14 protein-coding genes are annotated in these 15,340 nt (G+C 42.3%); 8 read left to right on the top strand and 6 right to left on the bottom strand.

The features are described 5' to 3' along the window. The first annotated feature begins 262 nt into the window (after window positions 1-262). Both nqrF and ABJF11_RS17060 read left to right on the top strand, forming a co-directional pair. A complete protein-coding gene (gene nqrF, locus ABJF11_RS17055; RefSeq protein ID WP_348121292.1) occupies window positions 263-1,567 on the top strand; it encodes an NADH:ubiquinone reductase (Na(+)-transporting) subunit F in 1,305 nt (434 codons plus the stop codon). Between the two features lie 115 nt (window positions 1,568-1,682). After that, a complete protein-coding gene (locus ABJF11_RS17060) occupies window positions 1,683-2,837 on the top strand; it encodes a formimidoylglutamase (protein ID WP_348121293.1) in 1,155 nt (384 codons plus the stop codon). Between the two features lie 3 nt (window positions 2,838-2,840). Here ABJF11_RS17060 and ABJF11_RS17065 read toward each other — a convergent pair whose 3' ends face one another. From ABJF11_RS17065 to ABJF11_RS17085, 5 genes are all read right to left on the bottom strand, one after another. Further along, complete coding sequence (locus ABJF11_RS17065; protein WP_348121294.1) at window positions 2,841-3,026, bottom strand: PspC domain-containing protein; 186 nt, start codon at window positions 3,024-3,026, stop codon at window positions 2,841-2,843. A gap of 69 nt (window positions 3,027-3,095) precedes the next feature. Next, entirely contained in the window at window positions 3,096-3,305 is a 210-nt protein-coding gene (locus ABJF11_RS17070; protein ID WP_348121296.1) for a hypothetical protein, read from the bottom strand. Between the two features lie 181 nt (window positions 3,306-3,486). Beyond that, window positions 3,487-4,722, bottom strand: coding sequence for a dipeptidase (locus ABJF11_RS17075; protein WP_348121297.1), 1,236 nt, complete (start codon window positions 4,720-4,722; stop codon window positions 3,487-3,489). A 91-nt stretch (window positions 4,723-4,813) separates the two neighbouring features. After that, window positions 4,814-6,688, bottom strand: coding sequence for an ABC-F family ATP-binding cassette domain-containing protein (locus ABJF11_RS17080; protein ID WP_348121299.1), 1,875 nt, complete (start codon window positions 6,686-6,688; stop codon window positions 4,814-4,816). A gap of 46 nt (window positions 6,689-6,734) precedes the next feature. Continuing rightward, window positions 6,735-7,016: a hypothetical protein gene (locus ABJF11_RS17085; RefSeq protein ID WP_348121301.1), complete on the bottom strand. Its 282-nt coding sequence runs from the start codon at window positions 7,014-7,016 to the stop codon at window positions 6,735-6,737. 193 nt (window positions 7,017-7,209) lie between these two features. Between ABJF11_RS17085 and ABJF11_RS17090 the strand changes: the two genes are divergently transcribed. Both ABJF11_RS17090 and ABJF11_RS17095 read left to right on the top strand, forming a co-directional pair. Continuing rightward, window positions 7,210-7,827, top strand: coding sequence for a uridine kinase (locus ABJF11_RS17090; protein ID WP_348121302.1), 618 nt, complete (start codon window positions 7,210-7,212; stop codon window positions 7,825-7,827). 109 nt (window positions 7,828-7,936) lie between these two features. Further along, window positions 7,937-8,353 (top strand): CBS domain-containing protein, encoded by a 417-nt coding sequence (locus tag ABJF11_RS17095; protein ID WP_348121303.1) that lies wholly within the window; start codon window positions 7,937-7,939, stop codon window positions 8,351-8,353. 110 nt (window positions 8,354-8,463) lie between these two features. Here the strand turns inward: ABJF11_RS17095 and rocD are convergent, their stop codons facing one another. Then, window positions 8,464-9,699 (bottom strand): ornithine--oxo-acid transaminase, encoded by a 1,236-nt coding sequence (gene rocD, locus ABJF11_RS17100; protein ID WP_348121304.1) that lies wholly within the window; start codon window positions 9,697-9,699, stop codon window positions 8,464-8,466. A gap of 112 nt (window positions 9,700-9,811) precedes the next feature. Between rocD and ABJF11_RS17105 the strand changes: the two genes are divergently transcribed. The 4 genes from ABJF11_RS17105 to ABJF11_RS17120 all read left to right on the top strand — a co-directional run bounded on the left by ABJF11_RS17105 (window position 9,812) and on the right by ABJF11_RS17120 (window position 15,329). Then, the gene (locus tag ABJF11_RS17105) at window positions 9,812-9,976 is read left to right on the top strand and encodes a DUF5522 domain-containing protein (protein ID WP_348121305.1); all 165 of its coding nucleotides are present in this window, start codon (window positions 9,812-9,814) and stop codon (window positions 9,974-9,976) included. A 96-nt stretch (window positions 9,977-10,072) separates the two neighbouring features. Then, window positions 10,073-11,857 carry a tetratricopeptide repeat protein gene (locus ABJF11_RS17110; RefSeq protein WP_348121306.1) on the top strand — a complete coding sequence of 595 codons (1,785 nt, stop codon included), beginning with the start codon at window positions 10,073-10,075 and terminating at the stop codon, window positions 11,855-11,857. 125 nt (window positions 11,858-11,982) lie between these two features. Beyond that, entirely contained in the window at window positions 11,983-12,342 is a 360-nt protein-coding gene (locus ABJF11_RS17115; protein WP_348121308.1) for a T9SS type A sorting domain-containing protein, read from the top strand. After that, window positions 12,339-15,329, top strand: a complete 2,991-nt coding sequence (locus tag ABJF11_RS17120) for a G8 domain-containing protein (protein ID WP_348121309.1) — start codon at window positions 12,339-12,341, stop codon at window positions 15,327-15,329. Before ABJF11_RS17115 ends, ABJF11_RS17120 begins: the two co-directional genes overlap by 4 nt. Window positions 15,330-15,340: the final 11 nt, after the last annotated feature.

Raw genomic sequence — 15,340 nt, forward strand, 5'->3', positions numbered from 1 at the left:
TGATGAAAGCATAAAGCGCAAAGAAAGAGGCACTTATATTGAAGAGGCATAGCACCGCTATGGTGATTCAATAAATATATGTTAAGTGTCTATTTCAAAGTGCTTTATGATTGGAATAGATTATCTAATGCATATTTCAGGCTAAAAGTAATTAATTGCTTAGAATGCCCATTTAAATGGGTATTCGACAGGGTTTTTTTACTATTTATTCTTTTATATTTGTGCCTGAAAATTAGAGACGGAAAATTTTAATTAGAGAGAGATGTCCTTTATCATATTTACATCAATAGTGGCCTTTACAATCGTAATTTTGCTATTGGTATTTATTCTGCTTTTTGCCCAATCCAAACTTGTCCAGTCAGGAGATGTAAACATCACCATCAACGGTGATACGGGTAGTCCCGTGATCGCGTCTGCAGGATCTACGCTACTGTCAACCTTGAGTGGACAGAAGATATTCTTGCCTTCGGCTTGTGGCGGCGGAGGTACTTGCGCCATGTGTAAGTGTAAGGTCATCGACGGTGGTGGAGATGTATTGCCTACGGAAGTGGGTCATCTGAGCCGCACGGAACAAAAAGAAAATGTCAGACTCGCATGCCAGGTGAAAGTGAAAGAAGACATGAATATCGAAATACCTGAAGAAATATTCGGTATCAAGAAGTGGGAATGCGAAGTGATCTCTAATTACAATGTTGCCACTTTTATCAAAGCATTTATCGTAAGGCTCCCAGAAGGAGAAAATCTTGATTTCGAGGCTGGGGGATATATTCAAATCGACGTACCTAAAATAGAAGTTGATTTCAAAGACATTGATATCGCGCCAGACCCAGCAGATCCAGCAGGTCCGGACAAATTCAAGGAAGATTGGGATAAGTTTGGTCTATGGGATTTGAAAATGAAAAACGACGAGGAAATCTTCCGAGCGTATTCTATGGCAAACCACCCGGCAGAAGGAAATATTGTGATGCTTACGATCAGGATTGCCACTCCACCGTGGGATAGAGCAAAAAATGCATGGATGGACGTAAATCCGGGTATCTGTTCTTCTTATGTCTTCTCAAGAAAACCTGGTGACAAAGTGACTATCTCAGGACCCTACGGAGAATTTTTCATCAAAGAGACTCCTGCAGAGATGATTTATGTAGGAGGAGGAGCTGGTATGGCACCGATGAGATCTCACCTATTCCACTTGTTCCACACCTTGAAGACAGGAAGAAAAGTGACTTACTGGTACGGAGGTAGATCTAAGAGAGAATTATTCTACGAAGAGGATTTCAGACAAATCGAAAAAGAATTCCCTAATTTCCAATTCGAGATCGTCTTGTCGGAGCCACTTCCTGAAGACAATTGGGTAGAAAAGAAATCAATAGATGATAAAGAAGGCGATGGCTTCTTAGGATTCGTACATGATGCAGTGATCAACCATCAGTTGAAACAACACGATTCTCCAGAAGATATAGAATTCTATTTCTGTGGACCTCCAATGATGAACCAGGCCGTACTCAAGATGTGTGATGATTGGGGAGTGCCTGATGAGAACGTAGCATTTGACGATTTTGGAGGATAGTTAACACATCCCATCGAATAAAAATAAAGGAAACCCTGACGTCTCGATTACTATCGGGAGTCAGGGTTTTTTTATGTAGTTTTGATCTGGACATCACTAAAACAATGCCTGTGCTATGGACTTAAAGCTCTTTTTCGATCCCGTTGACCCGAGCCTGTCAAACCAAAAATTTTCGAGCGATTCTTTTATCCATTCAGTTTACCTGAATGAAAACAAAATGCCCGAATTGAAGCTGATGGATGTGGCAATTATAGGATTGAAAGAAACCAGAGGTAGTCAGGCGTTGGAGGAGACCGGGGTAAAGCTGATTAGAGAAAAACTATACAGTCTAAAGAAAGGAGAGGGAAGCTGCAACGTAGTAGATCTAGGCAATCTACGCAACGGTCCCGACCTGGAAGAAACCTATAAGCGTATCCAAAGTGTCTGTCATTATCTCATGTCAAATGATATCTTGCCAATTCTGTTAGGCGGGTCCCATGATTTGGACCTGGGGCAATATTGGGCATACGAAGAAGAAGAGAAAATGGTGAGTATTCTCAGCGTCGATTCAAGATTTGATCTGAATGACACAACCAATTCTCAACCGAATGAGAACCATGTTCACAAGATTTTTACACATGAGCCCAACTACCTGTTTAACTATAGCCAACTCGCTCATCAGTCCTATCTCGTCAACGCGAATGCTACCAAAGTACTCGAGCAGCTCAATTTTATCCCGATCCGCTTGGGAGCCATGAGAGATGATATCAAAAGAATGGAACCCTTAATTAGAGAAGCAGATATGCTCAGCTTTGATCTGTCGGCCATTCAATCTATCTATTGCCCTGGAGGCAATCGCAGCGAAATATTCGGGCTTACGGGGGAAGAAGCGTGCCAGATCATGTGGTATGCTGGCATGAATGATAAACTAAGCTCTGTTGGGATCTACGAGTACAACCCCGAAAAGGAGACTGCCGAAAACCCAAGCGCCATGGTCGTGGCTACGATGCTCTGGTATTTTATTGAAGGGTTTAAAAATAGAAAAGACGAAAAAGGATTTCAGACCAACGACTATATGAAATATGTAGTCTCCATGGACGCTGATCCTGAGTCCATAGTTTTTTACAAAAGTAGACTTTCTGATAAGTGGTGGATGGAAGTACCCAACGCCACACATATTGGAATCTACGATCGACATTATATCGTGCCTTGCGATTTTGCTGACTACGAATTGGCAACTAAGGGTGAGATCCCTGAGCGGTGGATCAATACTTATTCGAAAATGTCCTAGACCCTATAGGTCTGGCATGATCAGCCATAGGATAGCATAAACCAACATTCCGGGAAATCCGATGGAACATATCGAAAGTATTACATAGCCAATTCTTACTAGCGTGGGGTCCAAGTCAAAATAGTTTGCGATGCCGCCACATACACCGGCTAGCATGCGGTCAGAGGATCTTGTGAGTCGTCTAGTCATAATTTGTCTGTTTGATTACTAATTTATCATTCTTTAATCAATCGAAAAATACTCGGAGCTTTTAATTATTTATTTCAAGAGGCTGAGTAGCTTATATGGCAAACTGCCAGAAGGGTCAAATGATGGTGTTGGATTCTCCAAAGCGTCCATTGAAGGATTGGAAAGCTGAGAATCAGAATCGAAACCTACCGCGCTGGATTGGAAACCAATAATGATAGCCGCAAGCACTCCTAATAGTATCAGGAGTATCTTAGAATATCTGGAATCAAAAGTCTTCATCACGGCAAGTTTAAATTCTAGAGTAAAGTTTGAGTTTTTGACCTTGCAAGAATTTTTACAATAGCTGTGCCAACTTTTTCAAGACATTGTTTTACAGATAGTTATGAGTAAAAAAGAAAATAAAACAAAAAAGAGTGTCTCGAATACGGACACTCTTTTACATAAATGTGATCGGTTTGATTTAGTTCTTGCCTGCCGCAGTCAGGACGGCATCCCAAACTCGGAATACGTTTTTATAGCAGATCTTCTCAATGTCTTCTTCTGAATATCCTCTTCTCAGCAGTTCTTCGATCAACTTAGGATAGTCAGCCGAGGTTTTTAGACCGGTAGGTAGCGAATTGCCCACTCCGTCGTAATCTGAGCCAAATCCTACGTAATCTACACCTACCAAATTCACTACATGATCGATGTGATCAGCAGCATCCTTTACGTCAGCAAAGAAATCATTGGACTCCATCCAATCATTCTCATATACCGCCCAGGCAGAATCCGAAGCTTCTGGATTTTGTGCCATGTACTCTTTTTTCACCACCTTTAGCGTATCATATTTAAGAAGTGATTTGCCAAGTAAGAACGTAGAGCCAAAATTTATCTGAATGACACCTTTGTTAGCAGCCAATTTTTTGATCATATCATCGCTCATATTCCTTTCGAATCCTGGCGTAAATTTCCTTACTGAGGAATGAGAAGCAATAGACGGCACATCCGTCATCTCCATCACTTGATAGAATGTACTATCCGATACATGCGAAATATCAACCATGATGCCTTGTGCGTTCATTTCTTTGACCACTTCTCGGCCAAATGGGCTAAGACCGTTCCAAGTCCGACTAGGGTCGTAGGAAGAATCACAGATCAAGTTGTCCTTAGAATGTGTCAGTGTGATATAGCGAATGCCACGGTCAAATAGATATTTTATATTCTCAAGGTTGTCTTCTATACCAGAACCGTTTTCCATGCCCATAGGCAGAGAAATAAGACCTTGCTCAAAATTCTTTTGAACGTCCGCCGGTCCACCAGCTAGTGCAAAATGGTTGGGATATGTAGTGGTTATCCGTTCCACCATACTGATCAAAGAATCGGCCATCGTTTTCGACGCTCCATTCGTCTTTTGAAGCGAGGCAGGAATGTAAATAGACATAAATGGTGCGTCTAGTCCACCTTTTGAGGCTTTGGCAAAATCGAAGTTGCCATCGACCAGTCCACTTAAATCAGGCAATTCACCTTTAGCCATGTAGCCTTCTTCGGCCAACTTGTATGGCAAATCGATATGTCCATCCGTGATAATAAATTTTTTGGCCAGTGCTTCAGCTTGCGCCTTATAGTCTGGTTCGGTAGGGGCTGTTTCTTGTGGTTTGCTACATGCAAACAGAATCATAGCGGCTAGGAAGGAGTTGATTGCTGATTTTGTCATCATTTATAATTTTTAATGTTGGGACGAAAATAAGACAATATTGCTAGCCGGTAAAATATTCTTGCTGAGCGGTCTATTCAGGCTTTTACCGTACTTAATCTAGTTCGGATAATTCGAGCCATCTCATCTCCATTTCATCCAGCTGAGCATTGATTTTTTCTACTTCACCAGACCACTCCGTGAGCACTACATGATCAGTCTCCCCAGATATGAGCAGAGCTTCCAGTTCTGTCCTTCGTCCTTCGAGCTTTGGCATCTCCTTTTCTATTGATTCAAATTCCTGCTTCTCCTTATAGTTTAATTTTCTTTTCTCAGCAGACTTTTGTTTCGGCTCTTCCTTTGTTGCATGAACCGTAGCTGGAGAGCTTTTTTTTGTAGGTGGCTCGAGTCTATAGTCGGTGTAGTTACCGTGGTAATCCTGGATTTCGGTCGAATCGTCCAATACGAAGAGGTGATCCACAAGTCTGTCCATAAAATACCTATCGTGAGAGACAATCAAGAGGCATCCGCCAAAATTCTCCAAATAGTCTTCCAGGATATTTAAAGTAACAATGTCCAGATCGTTGGTAGGCTCATCCAGAATGAGAAAATTAGGGTTGGCCATCAGCACTTTGAGCAGCTGTAGCCTTCTTTTTTCTCCCCCACTCAGCTTTGAGATATGAGAGTATTGCGATTTAGGAGGAAACAAAAATTGATTGAGAAGCTGAGAGGCAGTGACCGTGCTACCGTCTTCTAGCGTGATCACTTCGGCGATTTCTCTGATTGCATCAATCACAGTCTTGGTACCGTCCTCCTGGATCGTGTCTTGAGTATAATAACCAAACGAAGTATTGATGCCCTTGTCCAGACTGCCAGAGTCAGCCGGCAGTACCCCGGTAAGTACGTTGAGAAAGGTAGATTTGCCTGTGCCATTTTTTCCTACTACTCCTACTTTCTCTCCTCTTGTAAAAATGTGGGAGAAGTCTTTGAAGATTGGATTGCCTCCAAATGATTTGGAGATTTTGTTGAGTTCAAGAATCTTCTTGCCTTGTCTTTTACCGCTTATTTTTATTTCAAGTTCTGATTTATTCAGGTTTACATTGGCCTTGTCTTTAGTCTCGTAGAAGGCATCTATTCTATATTTCGCCTTAGTGCCTCGAGCTTTTGGTTGTCTACGCATCCAGTCCAACTCTTTAGAGAGTAGATTTTTAGCCTTGTCTTTAGCCTGTTGCTGCCAATCTTCGCGCTCAGATTTTTTTTCAAGATAGTTACTGTAGTTGCCGTTGTATTTAAAAATCTGACCCTGATCGATTTCGAGTATTTGATTGCAGACTTTATCAAGAAAATATCGGTCGTGAGTCACCATTAGTATGGCAAGATTCTGAGAGGATAAGTATTCTTCCATCCATTCGATGATGTCCAGATCCAAGTGGTTGGTAGGTTCATCCAGCACCAGGAAGTCGGGTTCATCAAGAAGTGCTTTGGCAAGCGCTATTCTTTTTTGTTGACCACCGGACATATCTTTGATTGGATGGGAGAGGTCATTGATCCCCAGTTTGCCGAGTATTTCTTTGAGCCGATGCTCATAATCCCAGGCGTTCAGGCTGTCGATCCTTTCGATGAGCTCCTGCATCCTGAGTTGTTCTTTGTCAGAAGGCTCAGGGTTTTCTATAAGCTTCCAATATTCACTGAGCACTTTAGCCTCAGGATGTTCTCCACCAGTGATAGAATCAAGTACAGTATGATACCCGCTCAAATCGGGAGATTGCTCCAGAATAGAGACTTTTAGGTCCCGCTGAAAGGAAACTACGCCTTCGTCCGGGTTCATTTTTTTGGCAACGATACTGAGCAGAGTAGACTTACCACAACCATTCACTCCTACGAGTGCCACTTTTTGGCCCTGATCGATCCCGAAGGTGATATTTTCAAAAAGTTGTTTGTCGTTGAAGCTTTTGGAAAGCTTCTCTACAGAAAGGGCAATTGGAGGCATATGGATAAATAATTTTCCGCAAAACTAACCCAATCCTATGAGCCGTTTACCCCTTTTTTCTAAAAGCGGCTTCTGCAGCCATTTTTATTTCTTCCGCAGCTGAGCTCAGGTGAGTTTTGATCTCATCCCATTTTCCTTCATTCTTTTCTTTGAATGACTGATACTCTTCGTCTAGCTTGCTTTTTTTATTTTTCAAATCCTTGATCTTCTCTTCCACCTCTTCGCGGATATCGTCTTTGGCGTCCTTAGCTTCCACGATCAAATCGTCTATCTTTTTACCCAGCTCTTTTAATATTTTTTCAACTTGTCCTTGATGATCTGTACTCATAGTTGTAATTATTTTTGTATAAAGTTAAAAAATTAAAGTGTTTATCACAGCATCGTATTTTAATCTAGCCGATTCATGAAATAATCCTTCTATTTAAAAGAATCTTGGATTTTTGGATTTCAATTCTTTAGCGCTAGTCAGTATTTTATCTAAAATTGCATATCTTTTTTATCGGGAACCAATTATTCTATTCATGCCCACTCCATATATTGTAGGAATCACAGGCGGAAGTGCCTCAGGCAAGACGTTGCTTTTGAACGAGCTCCGTAAATCATTTGACGAATCTGATTTGTGTATTGTTTCACAAGACAACTATTACCGACCACGGGAGGAGCAGCCAAGAGACAAAAACGGGGTTCAAAATTTTGATAAACCTGAGTCTATTGATCAGAAAGCGTTCGCCTCAGATGTGGCCAAATTGAAAAGAGGGGAAACAGTGACCCGCCTCGAATATACATTCAACAATCCCAAGGTAACGCCAAAAATGCTCACCTTTAAACCTTCAGCAATCATCGTGGTAGAAGGGATTTTTGTTTTTTATCTCAAGGAGGTAATGTCTCAGCTTGACCTTAAGGTATTCGTAGATGCCAAGGATTTTCTGATGCTGAAAAGGAGAATTCTAAGAGATGCTAAGGAGCGAGGGTATGATCTTGACGATGTACTCTATAGGTTCGACAAGCATGTGATGCCGACCTTCAGAAAATATATCAAACCGTTCAAGCAGGATGCCGATATCATCATACCCAACAACAATGACTCCCTCAAGAATGGGCTGGGTGTCCTGACCGAATTTTTAAAGAGCAAAATTTAAGTCCGATTCAGTTCGTAAGTTGATATGTATCACTTTTTTGACTGATCAGTAGCCTGAGTCCTACCTCTTTTCTGAACTATTTTCATACCAGAATTAAAATTTAGATCAGATGAAAAAAAGGGAAAACATAGCCACAATCATGACCAAAGACGTTTTGACCGTCAATGTCAATCAGTCTTTGCGCGAAGTCAATGAAATCATTGCTAATAATCATATCCGACACTTACCAGTAGTATCAGGTACAGAGCTGGTAGGTATCATCAGTCAAACTGATATTCTTAGGATAAGTTTTGGAAATACTTTTGGAGAAGGACAGGAAGGTGCAGATGAAGCCATTTTCGATATGCTCTCCATCAATCAGGTAATGAAACACAATCCAGTGGTTATCGGGCAAGACCAGACCATCCGAGAGGCCGCTCAGATTTTTACCGAACAAGAGTTTCATGCCCTTCCGGTACTTGATGAAAACGGTATTGTTGGCATTGTGACCACTACCGATATCATCAAATATTTCCTGGAGGCATAAAAAAAGAGGCTCTCCCTAAAGTGATTCTTCCTGCCAATAATTGAATAACAGGAAGAGTCATTTTAAAGACAGCCTCTCTTAGTCGCGACTATAAACCTTGTCCGAGAATTTTACTTTTCGAATGTGCGAATAGTCTTTTCGATGATATCACAACATTCGTGAAGCTGCTCCTCAGTCATTACCAAAGGAGGGGCAAAACGAATGATATTACCGTGCGTAGGCTTGGCAAGCAGACCGTTGTCACGGAGAGCCATACAGATGTCCCAGGCAGTTGAACTCTCTGGAGTATCATTGATGATAATTGCATTTAGCAATCCCTTACCCCTTACCGCGGTTACCAAATCAGTAGTCTCAATAAACTTGTTGATTCGAGTTCTGAAAATTTCTCCTAAGTGTTGAGAATTTTCAGCGAGTTTTTCTTCTTTTACTACATCTAAAGCAGCCATCGCCACTTTGGCGGCGATAGGGTTTCCTCCGAATGTAGAGCCATGTTGTCCCGGTTTGATTACATCCATGATATGATTGTCGGCCATCACTGCAGATACTGGATAGACTCCACCTGAGAGCGCTTTACCCATGATGACTATGTCCGGCTTCACCTCTTCATGATCACAGGCTAGAATTCTTCCTGTTCTGGCGATTCCAGTTTGTACCTCGTCTGCAATAAACAAGGCATTGGCTTCCTTACAAGCTTCTCTAGCTGCAGTCAAATAGCCATCGTCTGGTACAAAAACGCCAGCTTCACCTTGGATAGGCTCCACGAGAAATCCAGCTACATTTTCGTCTTTTAGTGCTTCTTTTAGTGCGTTGATGTCATTGTGAGGGATCCTTACGAATCCACCTGTATAGGGGCCGAAATTTTTCTGTGCTACTTCGTCATTCGAGAACGAAATGATCGTGGTCGTCCGGCCGTGGAAATTGTCTTCGCAGACAATAATTTTAGCCTGGTTTTCAGGAGTGCCTTTCACCTCATAAGCCCACTTTCTGGTCAGTTTGATGGCAGTTTCTACAGCCTCAGCCCCAGTGTTCATTGGCAATATTTTGTCGAACCCAAAATAATCAGACATATACTTTTCATACTCACCCAGCACATCATTGTAAAATGCCCTAGAGGTCAGGGTCAGCGTTTGAGCTTGTTCTGTCAAGGCATTAACAATTTTGGGATGACAATGTCCCTGGTTTACTGCAGAGTATGCTGAAAGAAAGTCATAATATTTCTTGCCTTCTAAATCCCATACATAGACGCCTTCTCCTCTTGAGAGCACTACTGGCAGCGGATGATAATTGTGAGCACCGTATTTATCCTCTAAGGCTATAGCCTGCTCGCTTGTAAGTTCTTTCACCATAATCGAAAATTTTGGGTTGTTATATCAAAAATGAGTTCTTTATATAGAACTCATTAATTTCGTGCAAAATTAGGTAAAGCTTTTCGAATAACACAAAAGAAAGCCTTTTGCTTTGAGTCAGAAAAACATAGATAACAAATCAAATCCTGAAGAATCTGAGGACTATTACTTCAATGAGCAAGGGCTCATGGTTTTCACTCAAGCCTATCATCTCAAAAGAGGGTATTGCTGCAAAAATGGTTGCAAGCATTGCCCATACGGTTTTAAGAAAAAGTAAGTATTAGAATAGCGTTTTTAGGCAGATTAGAATATTTTGCTATCTTCGAATTGCGCATTCTTCTTGTAATCCCAAATTTGTTATCTACCTGTTACTATGTCAAAGAATGTATTTCTGCCCATACTTCTATTATTTATTTCTAATACTTCATGGTGTCAGTCCTCCAAATTTGAAGAGGCACTAGCCAAAGCGCATAACCAACGATCGGTTAGAGATAGTGCTTTACTGCTTGCCCAAAATGCTTATCATATTGCAAAAACTGAAAAAGAAGAAGAATCACTTTCCTTGGCACAAGTGTATATCGGCGCTGCATACAACAATCTAAGTCGCTTGGATACTTCCATATTCATTTTGAAAAACCAAATAGAGTCTCTGGACCAAGACTTGTTTGAAAGCGGAATGGCGCATTGGTACCTGGCAAAAGGATATCAACACAAGGCAGACTATATCGCATCGAAACAGGAATATTTGATCGCCAAAGAAATATTTGATCGTAAAGATTCAGCTCTTTTTGTGAGCTACTGCTTGAGCGGAATTGGCATTTGTCAAGGGATGCAGGGAAATTATTCTGAGGCACTAGAATGGTTTATTGAAGCCTACGATCATAAACTGGTCAATGGGCTTGAATCAGAAAGTGGTAGTGACTTGCACAATATTGCCAACGTATATATGCGACAGGGTAGTTATGACAAGGCCATAGATCACTATCGATTGTCACTAAAGTTGAAAAGTAGTGAAAATGATCATAGCCCATATACTGGAATTGGAGGTGCTTATAACCTTCAGGGAATGACGGACAGTGCGCTTTATTATTATAAGAAAAGCTACGACATCTCTGTGGCCACGAACAATATCAGGAGTAGGATGAGTGCGGGAATCAACTTAAGTAACATCTATTTTCAGAAGAAAGAACACAGATTGGCGATCAGCTATTTGCGAGAAGCATTGGAGTCACCAGCACTGCAGTCACGGACGGTATCTACTGTCAATGTCGAATTGGGCAAAAACTATTTTGGATTGGGTATGCTGGACAGCGCCGAATACTACCTTAAGATCGGATGGCAGGAAGCGAAGCCAGCTAATAATCGTCAATATCTGGCAGAGGCTAGCGAATTTTTGAGTACCGTGCTTGGAGAACAAAAAAGATTTGAAGAAGCATATGAATATGCCGGGTACTCAATGGCTTATGCCGACACCATCAGTCGTGAACGAAGAAATGACGCTATCACCGACCAGCGAATAAAACTTGAGACACTCAAAAAACAACATGAGATTGATTCATTAAATAAAGAGAATCTAATCCAGCAATACAGGGTGCTATCCTTAGTGGTTGGCGGTTCTGGATTGGGCATTATCGCATTATTAGCGTTTATCAATTTTAGATCAAGAGCTAAACTCAAACAACAGAAGCTCGAGGAGGAAAAGATGGCTCTTAAGCTAGAATTGGACAAAAAAATCGCACAGCTCTCAGCTCATACCTTGCATATGATCCATCATAAAAATGGACTTGAAGAAATAGAACAGCACTTGACAGATCTTGAAGGGGTTGGAAAACAAAAGATCAAAAATGTGATCAACATAAATAAGGCGCAGGAAAAAGACTGGGAGAATTTTAATACTTATTTCAGTGAGGTGCATGGTCAATTCTTTGATATTCTGAAATCACATCATGAAAACCTTACCCAGAGTGAGGTTCGGCTGTGCGCACTTATCCGAATGAATCTGGCCAACCAGGAGATGGCCACACTTCTCAATATTGAAGCTAAGAGTGTGAAAATGGCTAGGTATAGGTTGAAGAAAAAATTGAACCTATTAGAAGATCAAGATCTAAACAAGTATATCAGGCAGCTCGAGCACTCGCCTTCTTTGCTCACTGAATAGTCCTCTGAAGCACTTAAATACCGATTTTAACTTTTTATTTACATATGTAGACGTTTTGTAGCCCCTGGGGATATCGCAAAATAGACCTTTACCTCTCATATTTGGACTATTAATAAAGTGCAAATATGAAAAGGTATATTACAATATTTATGCTTCTAGCGTCCGTTCATTTATACGGACAAACGGTACATTCCGTGACAGTGGCCGTAAGGCAGGGTACAGGCTGCCCGGTGATTTCAAGTATTGAAAAATCTCCTCACTTTACTATTTCCCCTAATCCGACTACCGAGGCTTTTGTTATTGAAACCAGCATGTCAAACGCCGAAGCGCGACTAGTGGACATGCAAGGACGCATAGTCAGCAAAAGTCAACTCACACGGCGGATGACCGAAATAGACGTGCGCGATATAAGACCTGGAATCTATGTGTTGCATGTCGTCAATGAAAGGACTTCCGAAACGATCAGAATCAAAATTGAAAGATGAAAGAAACAACTGCTACGGATTTCGATATGCGGATATTTGGTCAGAATCAGATCTTGAAATTTCTATGGGTGATAGGTCTGTTGCTCCTTACGTCAGGACTTTTTGCTCAGCAATCGATACTAGTCAATTTAGGAGATGAAATCGACCTGCATTCGGATGAATATCGTGGTGAAATCCAGTGGCAGCAATCCCCCGATCAATCAGTTTGGACAAATATCTCTGGAGCTACAAATGCCTCGGCTACTGTACAGCCAGATCAATTACCGTTTTTCTACAGAGCCGAAATCGTAGAGGTGGGCTGTGATCTACCGCACTATTCTGAAGTGATTCAAGTGCTCGGTGAAGAAAACGTAAGGTTATGGTCCGATGCCGATACCTGGGGAGGAAGCAAACCACAGGCTGGAGACGAAGTAGAAATCCCAGCTGATTTCTTTGTATTGCTTGATGAAAATACGCCTAATCTGGGCGGACTGACCATAAGAGGAACTCTGCAGTTTGACACCCAAGATCTTGCCTTGACCAGCGAGTGGATTGTAGTAGAGGGTACTTTTAAAATAGGTTCGCCCAACCAACCTTTTGAGCACAAAGCCATCATCACCTTGAATGACAGCGATACAGAAGCCTCAAATATGGGAATGGGCACACGTGGAATTATGGTCATGAACGGGCATCTGGATCTATATGGTAAAACACCGAAGGTGATCTGGACTAAAATCAATGCCCATGCCGAATCTGGGACTAAAGACCTATCCCTTTTAGAGACGGTAGATTGGTCGGAAGGAGATGAAATCGTGATTGCGCCGACTGATTACTACGAAGCTGGATTTGGTGCATCAGTGACGCAAAGAGTGAATCTAACCAGTGTAAATGACGACCAATTGCAAATTGAAGATCCGCTCAACGCACATCGGTGGGGGCTGCTGCAATATCCTGTCGACGACGGCTTGAGCTTATCTTCTTCACAAGTGGTCACTCCACCAATCGCAGATACTGAGACTACTGCTACTCCGCTTGTACTTGACGAGCGGGCTGAGGTCGGTCATTTGACAAGAAATATTGTTATCCAATCGCCTGATGATGACCTCTGGCAGACGGAAGGCTTTGGGGTGCACACCATGATCATGCCCAATGGCTCAGCTCATGTAGAAGGGGTGGAATTTAAACGTGCTGGTCAGCGGGGAAGACTTAGAAGATACCCTTTTCACTGGCATGTGCTCAGCTATGCAGGTACTGAAACCCTGACTGATGCCACAGGTCAGTTTTTTAGAAAAAACACAATCAATTCTTCTGCCAACAGAGGCATAGTCATTCATGCTACCAACGGAGTAGAAGTAAGTGACAACATCGTCTTTGATGTACGTGGCCATGGCGTATTCACCGAGGATGCGGTAGAACGAAGAAACGTGATAGATGGCAATCTGATACTGCATGTTCGAAACCCGGCGTTTGGCACTCAACTCATGGAGCACGAAGTGGGTGACTTCGGCTCTTCTGGATTTTGGATCGCTAATCCGGACAATATCGTGACCAACAATGTGGCTGCCGATTGTCAGACCTTCGGCTATTGGCTTGCTTTCCCCGACCAGCCCTTTGGTGCGGCTTCACAAGTACTGGCAGACGATGGTCTACTTCTCAGGCCCAACCGTCTTCTTTTTGGTGAATTTGATGGTAATACAGCACACTCCAATAGAAACGATGGACTGCATCTGGACGACCCTCAGATGGATGATGAGGGCAACACCTTTCCACTGCAATATTGGTCCACCACGGATGGAAGGACTGATGTCAATACCAATACCGGTGATCGCTTGCGCAGATTCACCCTATCACGCTTTCATACCTGGAAAAATATGGACAATGGATCGTGGGATCGTGGGGTATGGACAGATATGATAGAATTTGTCTCAGCCGACAATTGCGGTAGATTTTTCGCCGGATCTGGTGCCGACGGTGTCATAGAAAGAGGCCTGATCATAGGCACCAGCCTCAATTTTATGATGAACGGAACCGGCAGACCGGATATCGCAGATTTTCAGTTTAATGCCTCCTCTGCGCCGACTGCATTCGCTACCTATCATAGTGCCTTTAGCATGAAAAATAATATCCTGGTTAATTTTGAGGTTACCGAACATGATAGAGCGGGAATTTTTGCCTCGGATGACTATTACTTAAGGGCGGTGGATAAAGGAATGGTGAGAAATACCAACAATCTGTTTGTGAATTCACATCCTGGAGTCAAGTTACAATCCACCGATCCCTATTTCACTCTGGCCAGTGCACTCTGGGACCCCTATGGGTTTTGGGGCCCGGAAGACAATTATTTTGTATACGATACGCCCTTTCTTACCTATGGAAAAGAGGTAGATATCATTACACTTGGGACAGATATAGCAGGAGGTGTAAGTGTTCCTGGTCCCTTTTATGGTTTTGCAGCATTTGTACTACACGGGGTAGGTTTTACGCCCCCGCAAAGCTCTCCAGATTTTGATCTTATGGGAATTCGTGTCGATAGATATGCTGGCGATGATCTGACACTTTCTACTGTGGTGGGTACCTGGGAAGTCAATACCGCCCAACCCGAATGGACGCTACAGCACATGAGAGACTTTGCTACCTCGCCAGATGGCATCTATGAACTCACATTTCCAGATGAATCCAATCATCCTACTGACTTTCTGATGGAGGTGGAAAATATGATGGAGACCTCAGATACTCAAGTGATAGGTGTACAATTCGATGGTACAATAGATCCCGTAGTTTTTATACAGCAAGAAAGAAATCCGAATAATTATCATGTCTATGAAGAGGTAGGATCTCTTACAGAGGTGGTGGCTTCTACCGGAGAGACCTGGTGGCAGGATAAAAATAGTCATCGGGTATGGATAAAGCTTCAGGGAGGCAGATGGGAAGAAAACGAATTTGACACCGGTTTTGAAAGCACCATCAACGAAACCATGCAAATACATATCAGAGCTGAAGATCAATAAAAAACTAATCC

Source organism: Reichenbachiella sp., assembly GCF_039941815.1.
Taxonomy (GTDB): Bacteria; Bacteroidota; Bacteroidia; order Cytophagales; family Cyclobacteriaceae; genus Reichenbachiella.

What these genes read in the sequence shown, in the direction of transcription:
- nqrF (WP_348121292.1), top strand. Translation starts at nt 263, where the DNA reads ATGTCCTTTATCATATTTACATCAATAGTGGCCTTTACAATCGTAATT.
- ABJF11_RS17060 (WP_348121293.1), top strand. Translation starts at nt 1,683, where the DNA reads ATGGACTTAAAGCTCTTTTTCGATCCCGTTGACCCGAGCCTGTCAAAC.
- ABJF11_RS17065 (WP_348121294.1), bottom strand. Translation starts at nt 3,026, where the DNA reads ATGACTAGACGACTCACAAGATCCTCTGACCGCATGCTAGCCGGTGTA.
- ABJF11_RS17070 (WP_348121296.1), bottom strand. Translation starts at nt 3,305, where the DNA reads ATGAAGACTTTTGATTCCAGATATTCTAAGATACTCCTGATACTATTA.
- ABJF11_RS17075 (WP_348121297.1), bottom strand. Translation starts at nt 4,722, where the DNA reads ATGATGACAAAATCAGCAATCAACTCCTTCCTAGCCGCTATGATTCTG.
- ABJF11_RS17080 (WP_348121299.1), bottom strand. Translation starts at nt 6,688, where the DNA reads ATGCCTCCAATTGCCCTTTCTGTAGAGAAGCTTTCCAAAAGCTTCAAC.
- ABJF11_RS17085 (WP_348121301.1), bottom strand. Translation starts at nt 7,016, where the DNA reads ATGAGTACAGATCATCAAGGACAAGTTGAAAAAATATTAAAAGAGCTG.
- ABJF11_RS17090 (WP_348121302.1), top strand. Translation starts at nt 7,210, where the DNA reads ATGCCCACTCCATATATTGTAGGAATCACAGGCGGAAGTGCCTCAGGC.
- ABJF11_RS17095 (WP_348121303.1), top strand. Translation starts at nt 7,937, where the DNA reads ATGAAAAAAAGGGAAAACATAGCCACAATCATGACCAAAGACGTTTTG.
- rocD (WP_348121304.1), bottom strand. Translation starts at nt 9,699, where the DNA reads ATGGTGAAAGAACTTACAAGCGAGCAGGCTATAGCCTTAGAGGATAAA.
- ABJF11_RS17110 (WP_348121306.1), top strand. Translation starts at nt 10,073, where the DNA reads ATGTCAAAGAATGTATTTCTGCCCATACTTCTATTATTTATTTCTAAT.
- ABJF11_RS17115 (WP_348121308.1), top strand. Translation starts at nt 11,983, where the DNA reads ATGAAAAGGTATATTACAATATTTATGCTTCTAGCGTCCGTTCATTTA.
- ABJF11_RS17120 (WP_348121309.1), top strand. Translation starts at nt 12,339, where the DNA reads ATGAAAGAAACAACTGCTACGGATTTCGATATGCGGATATTTGGTCAG.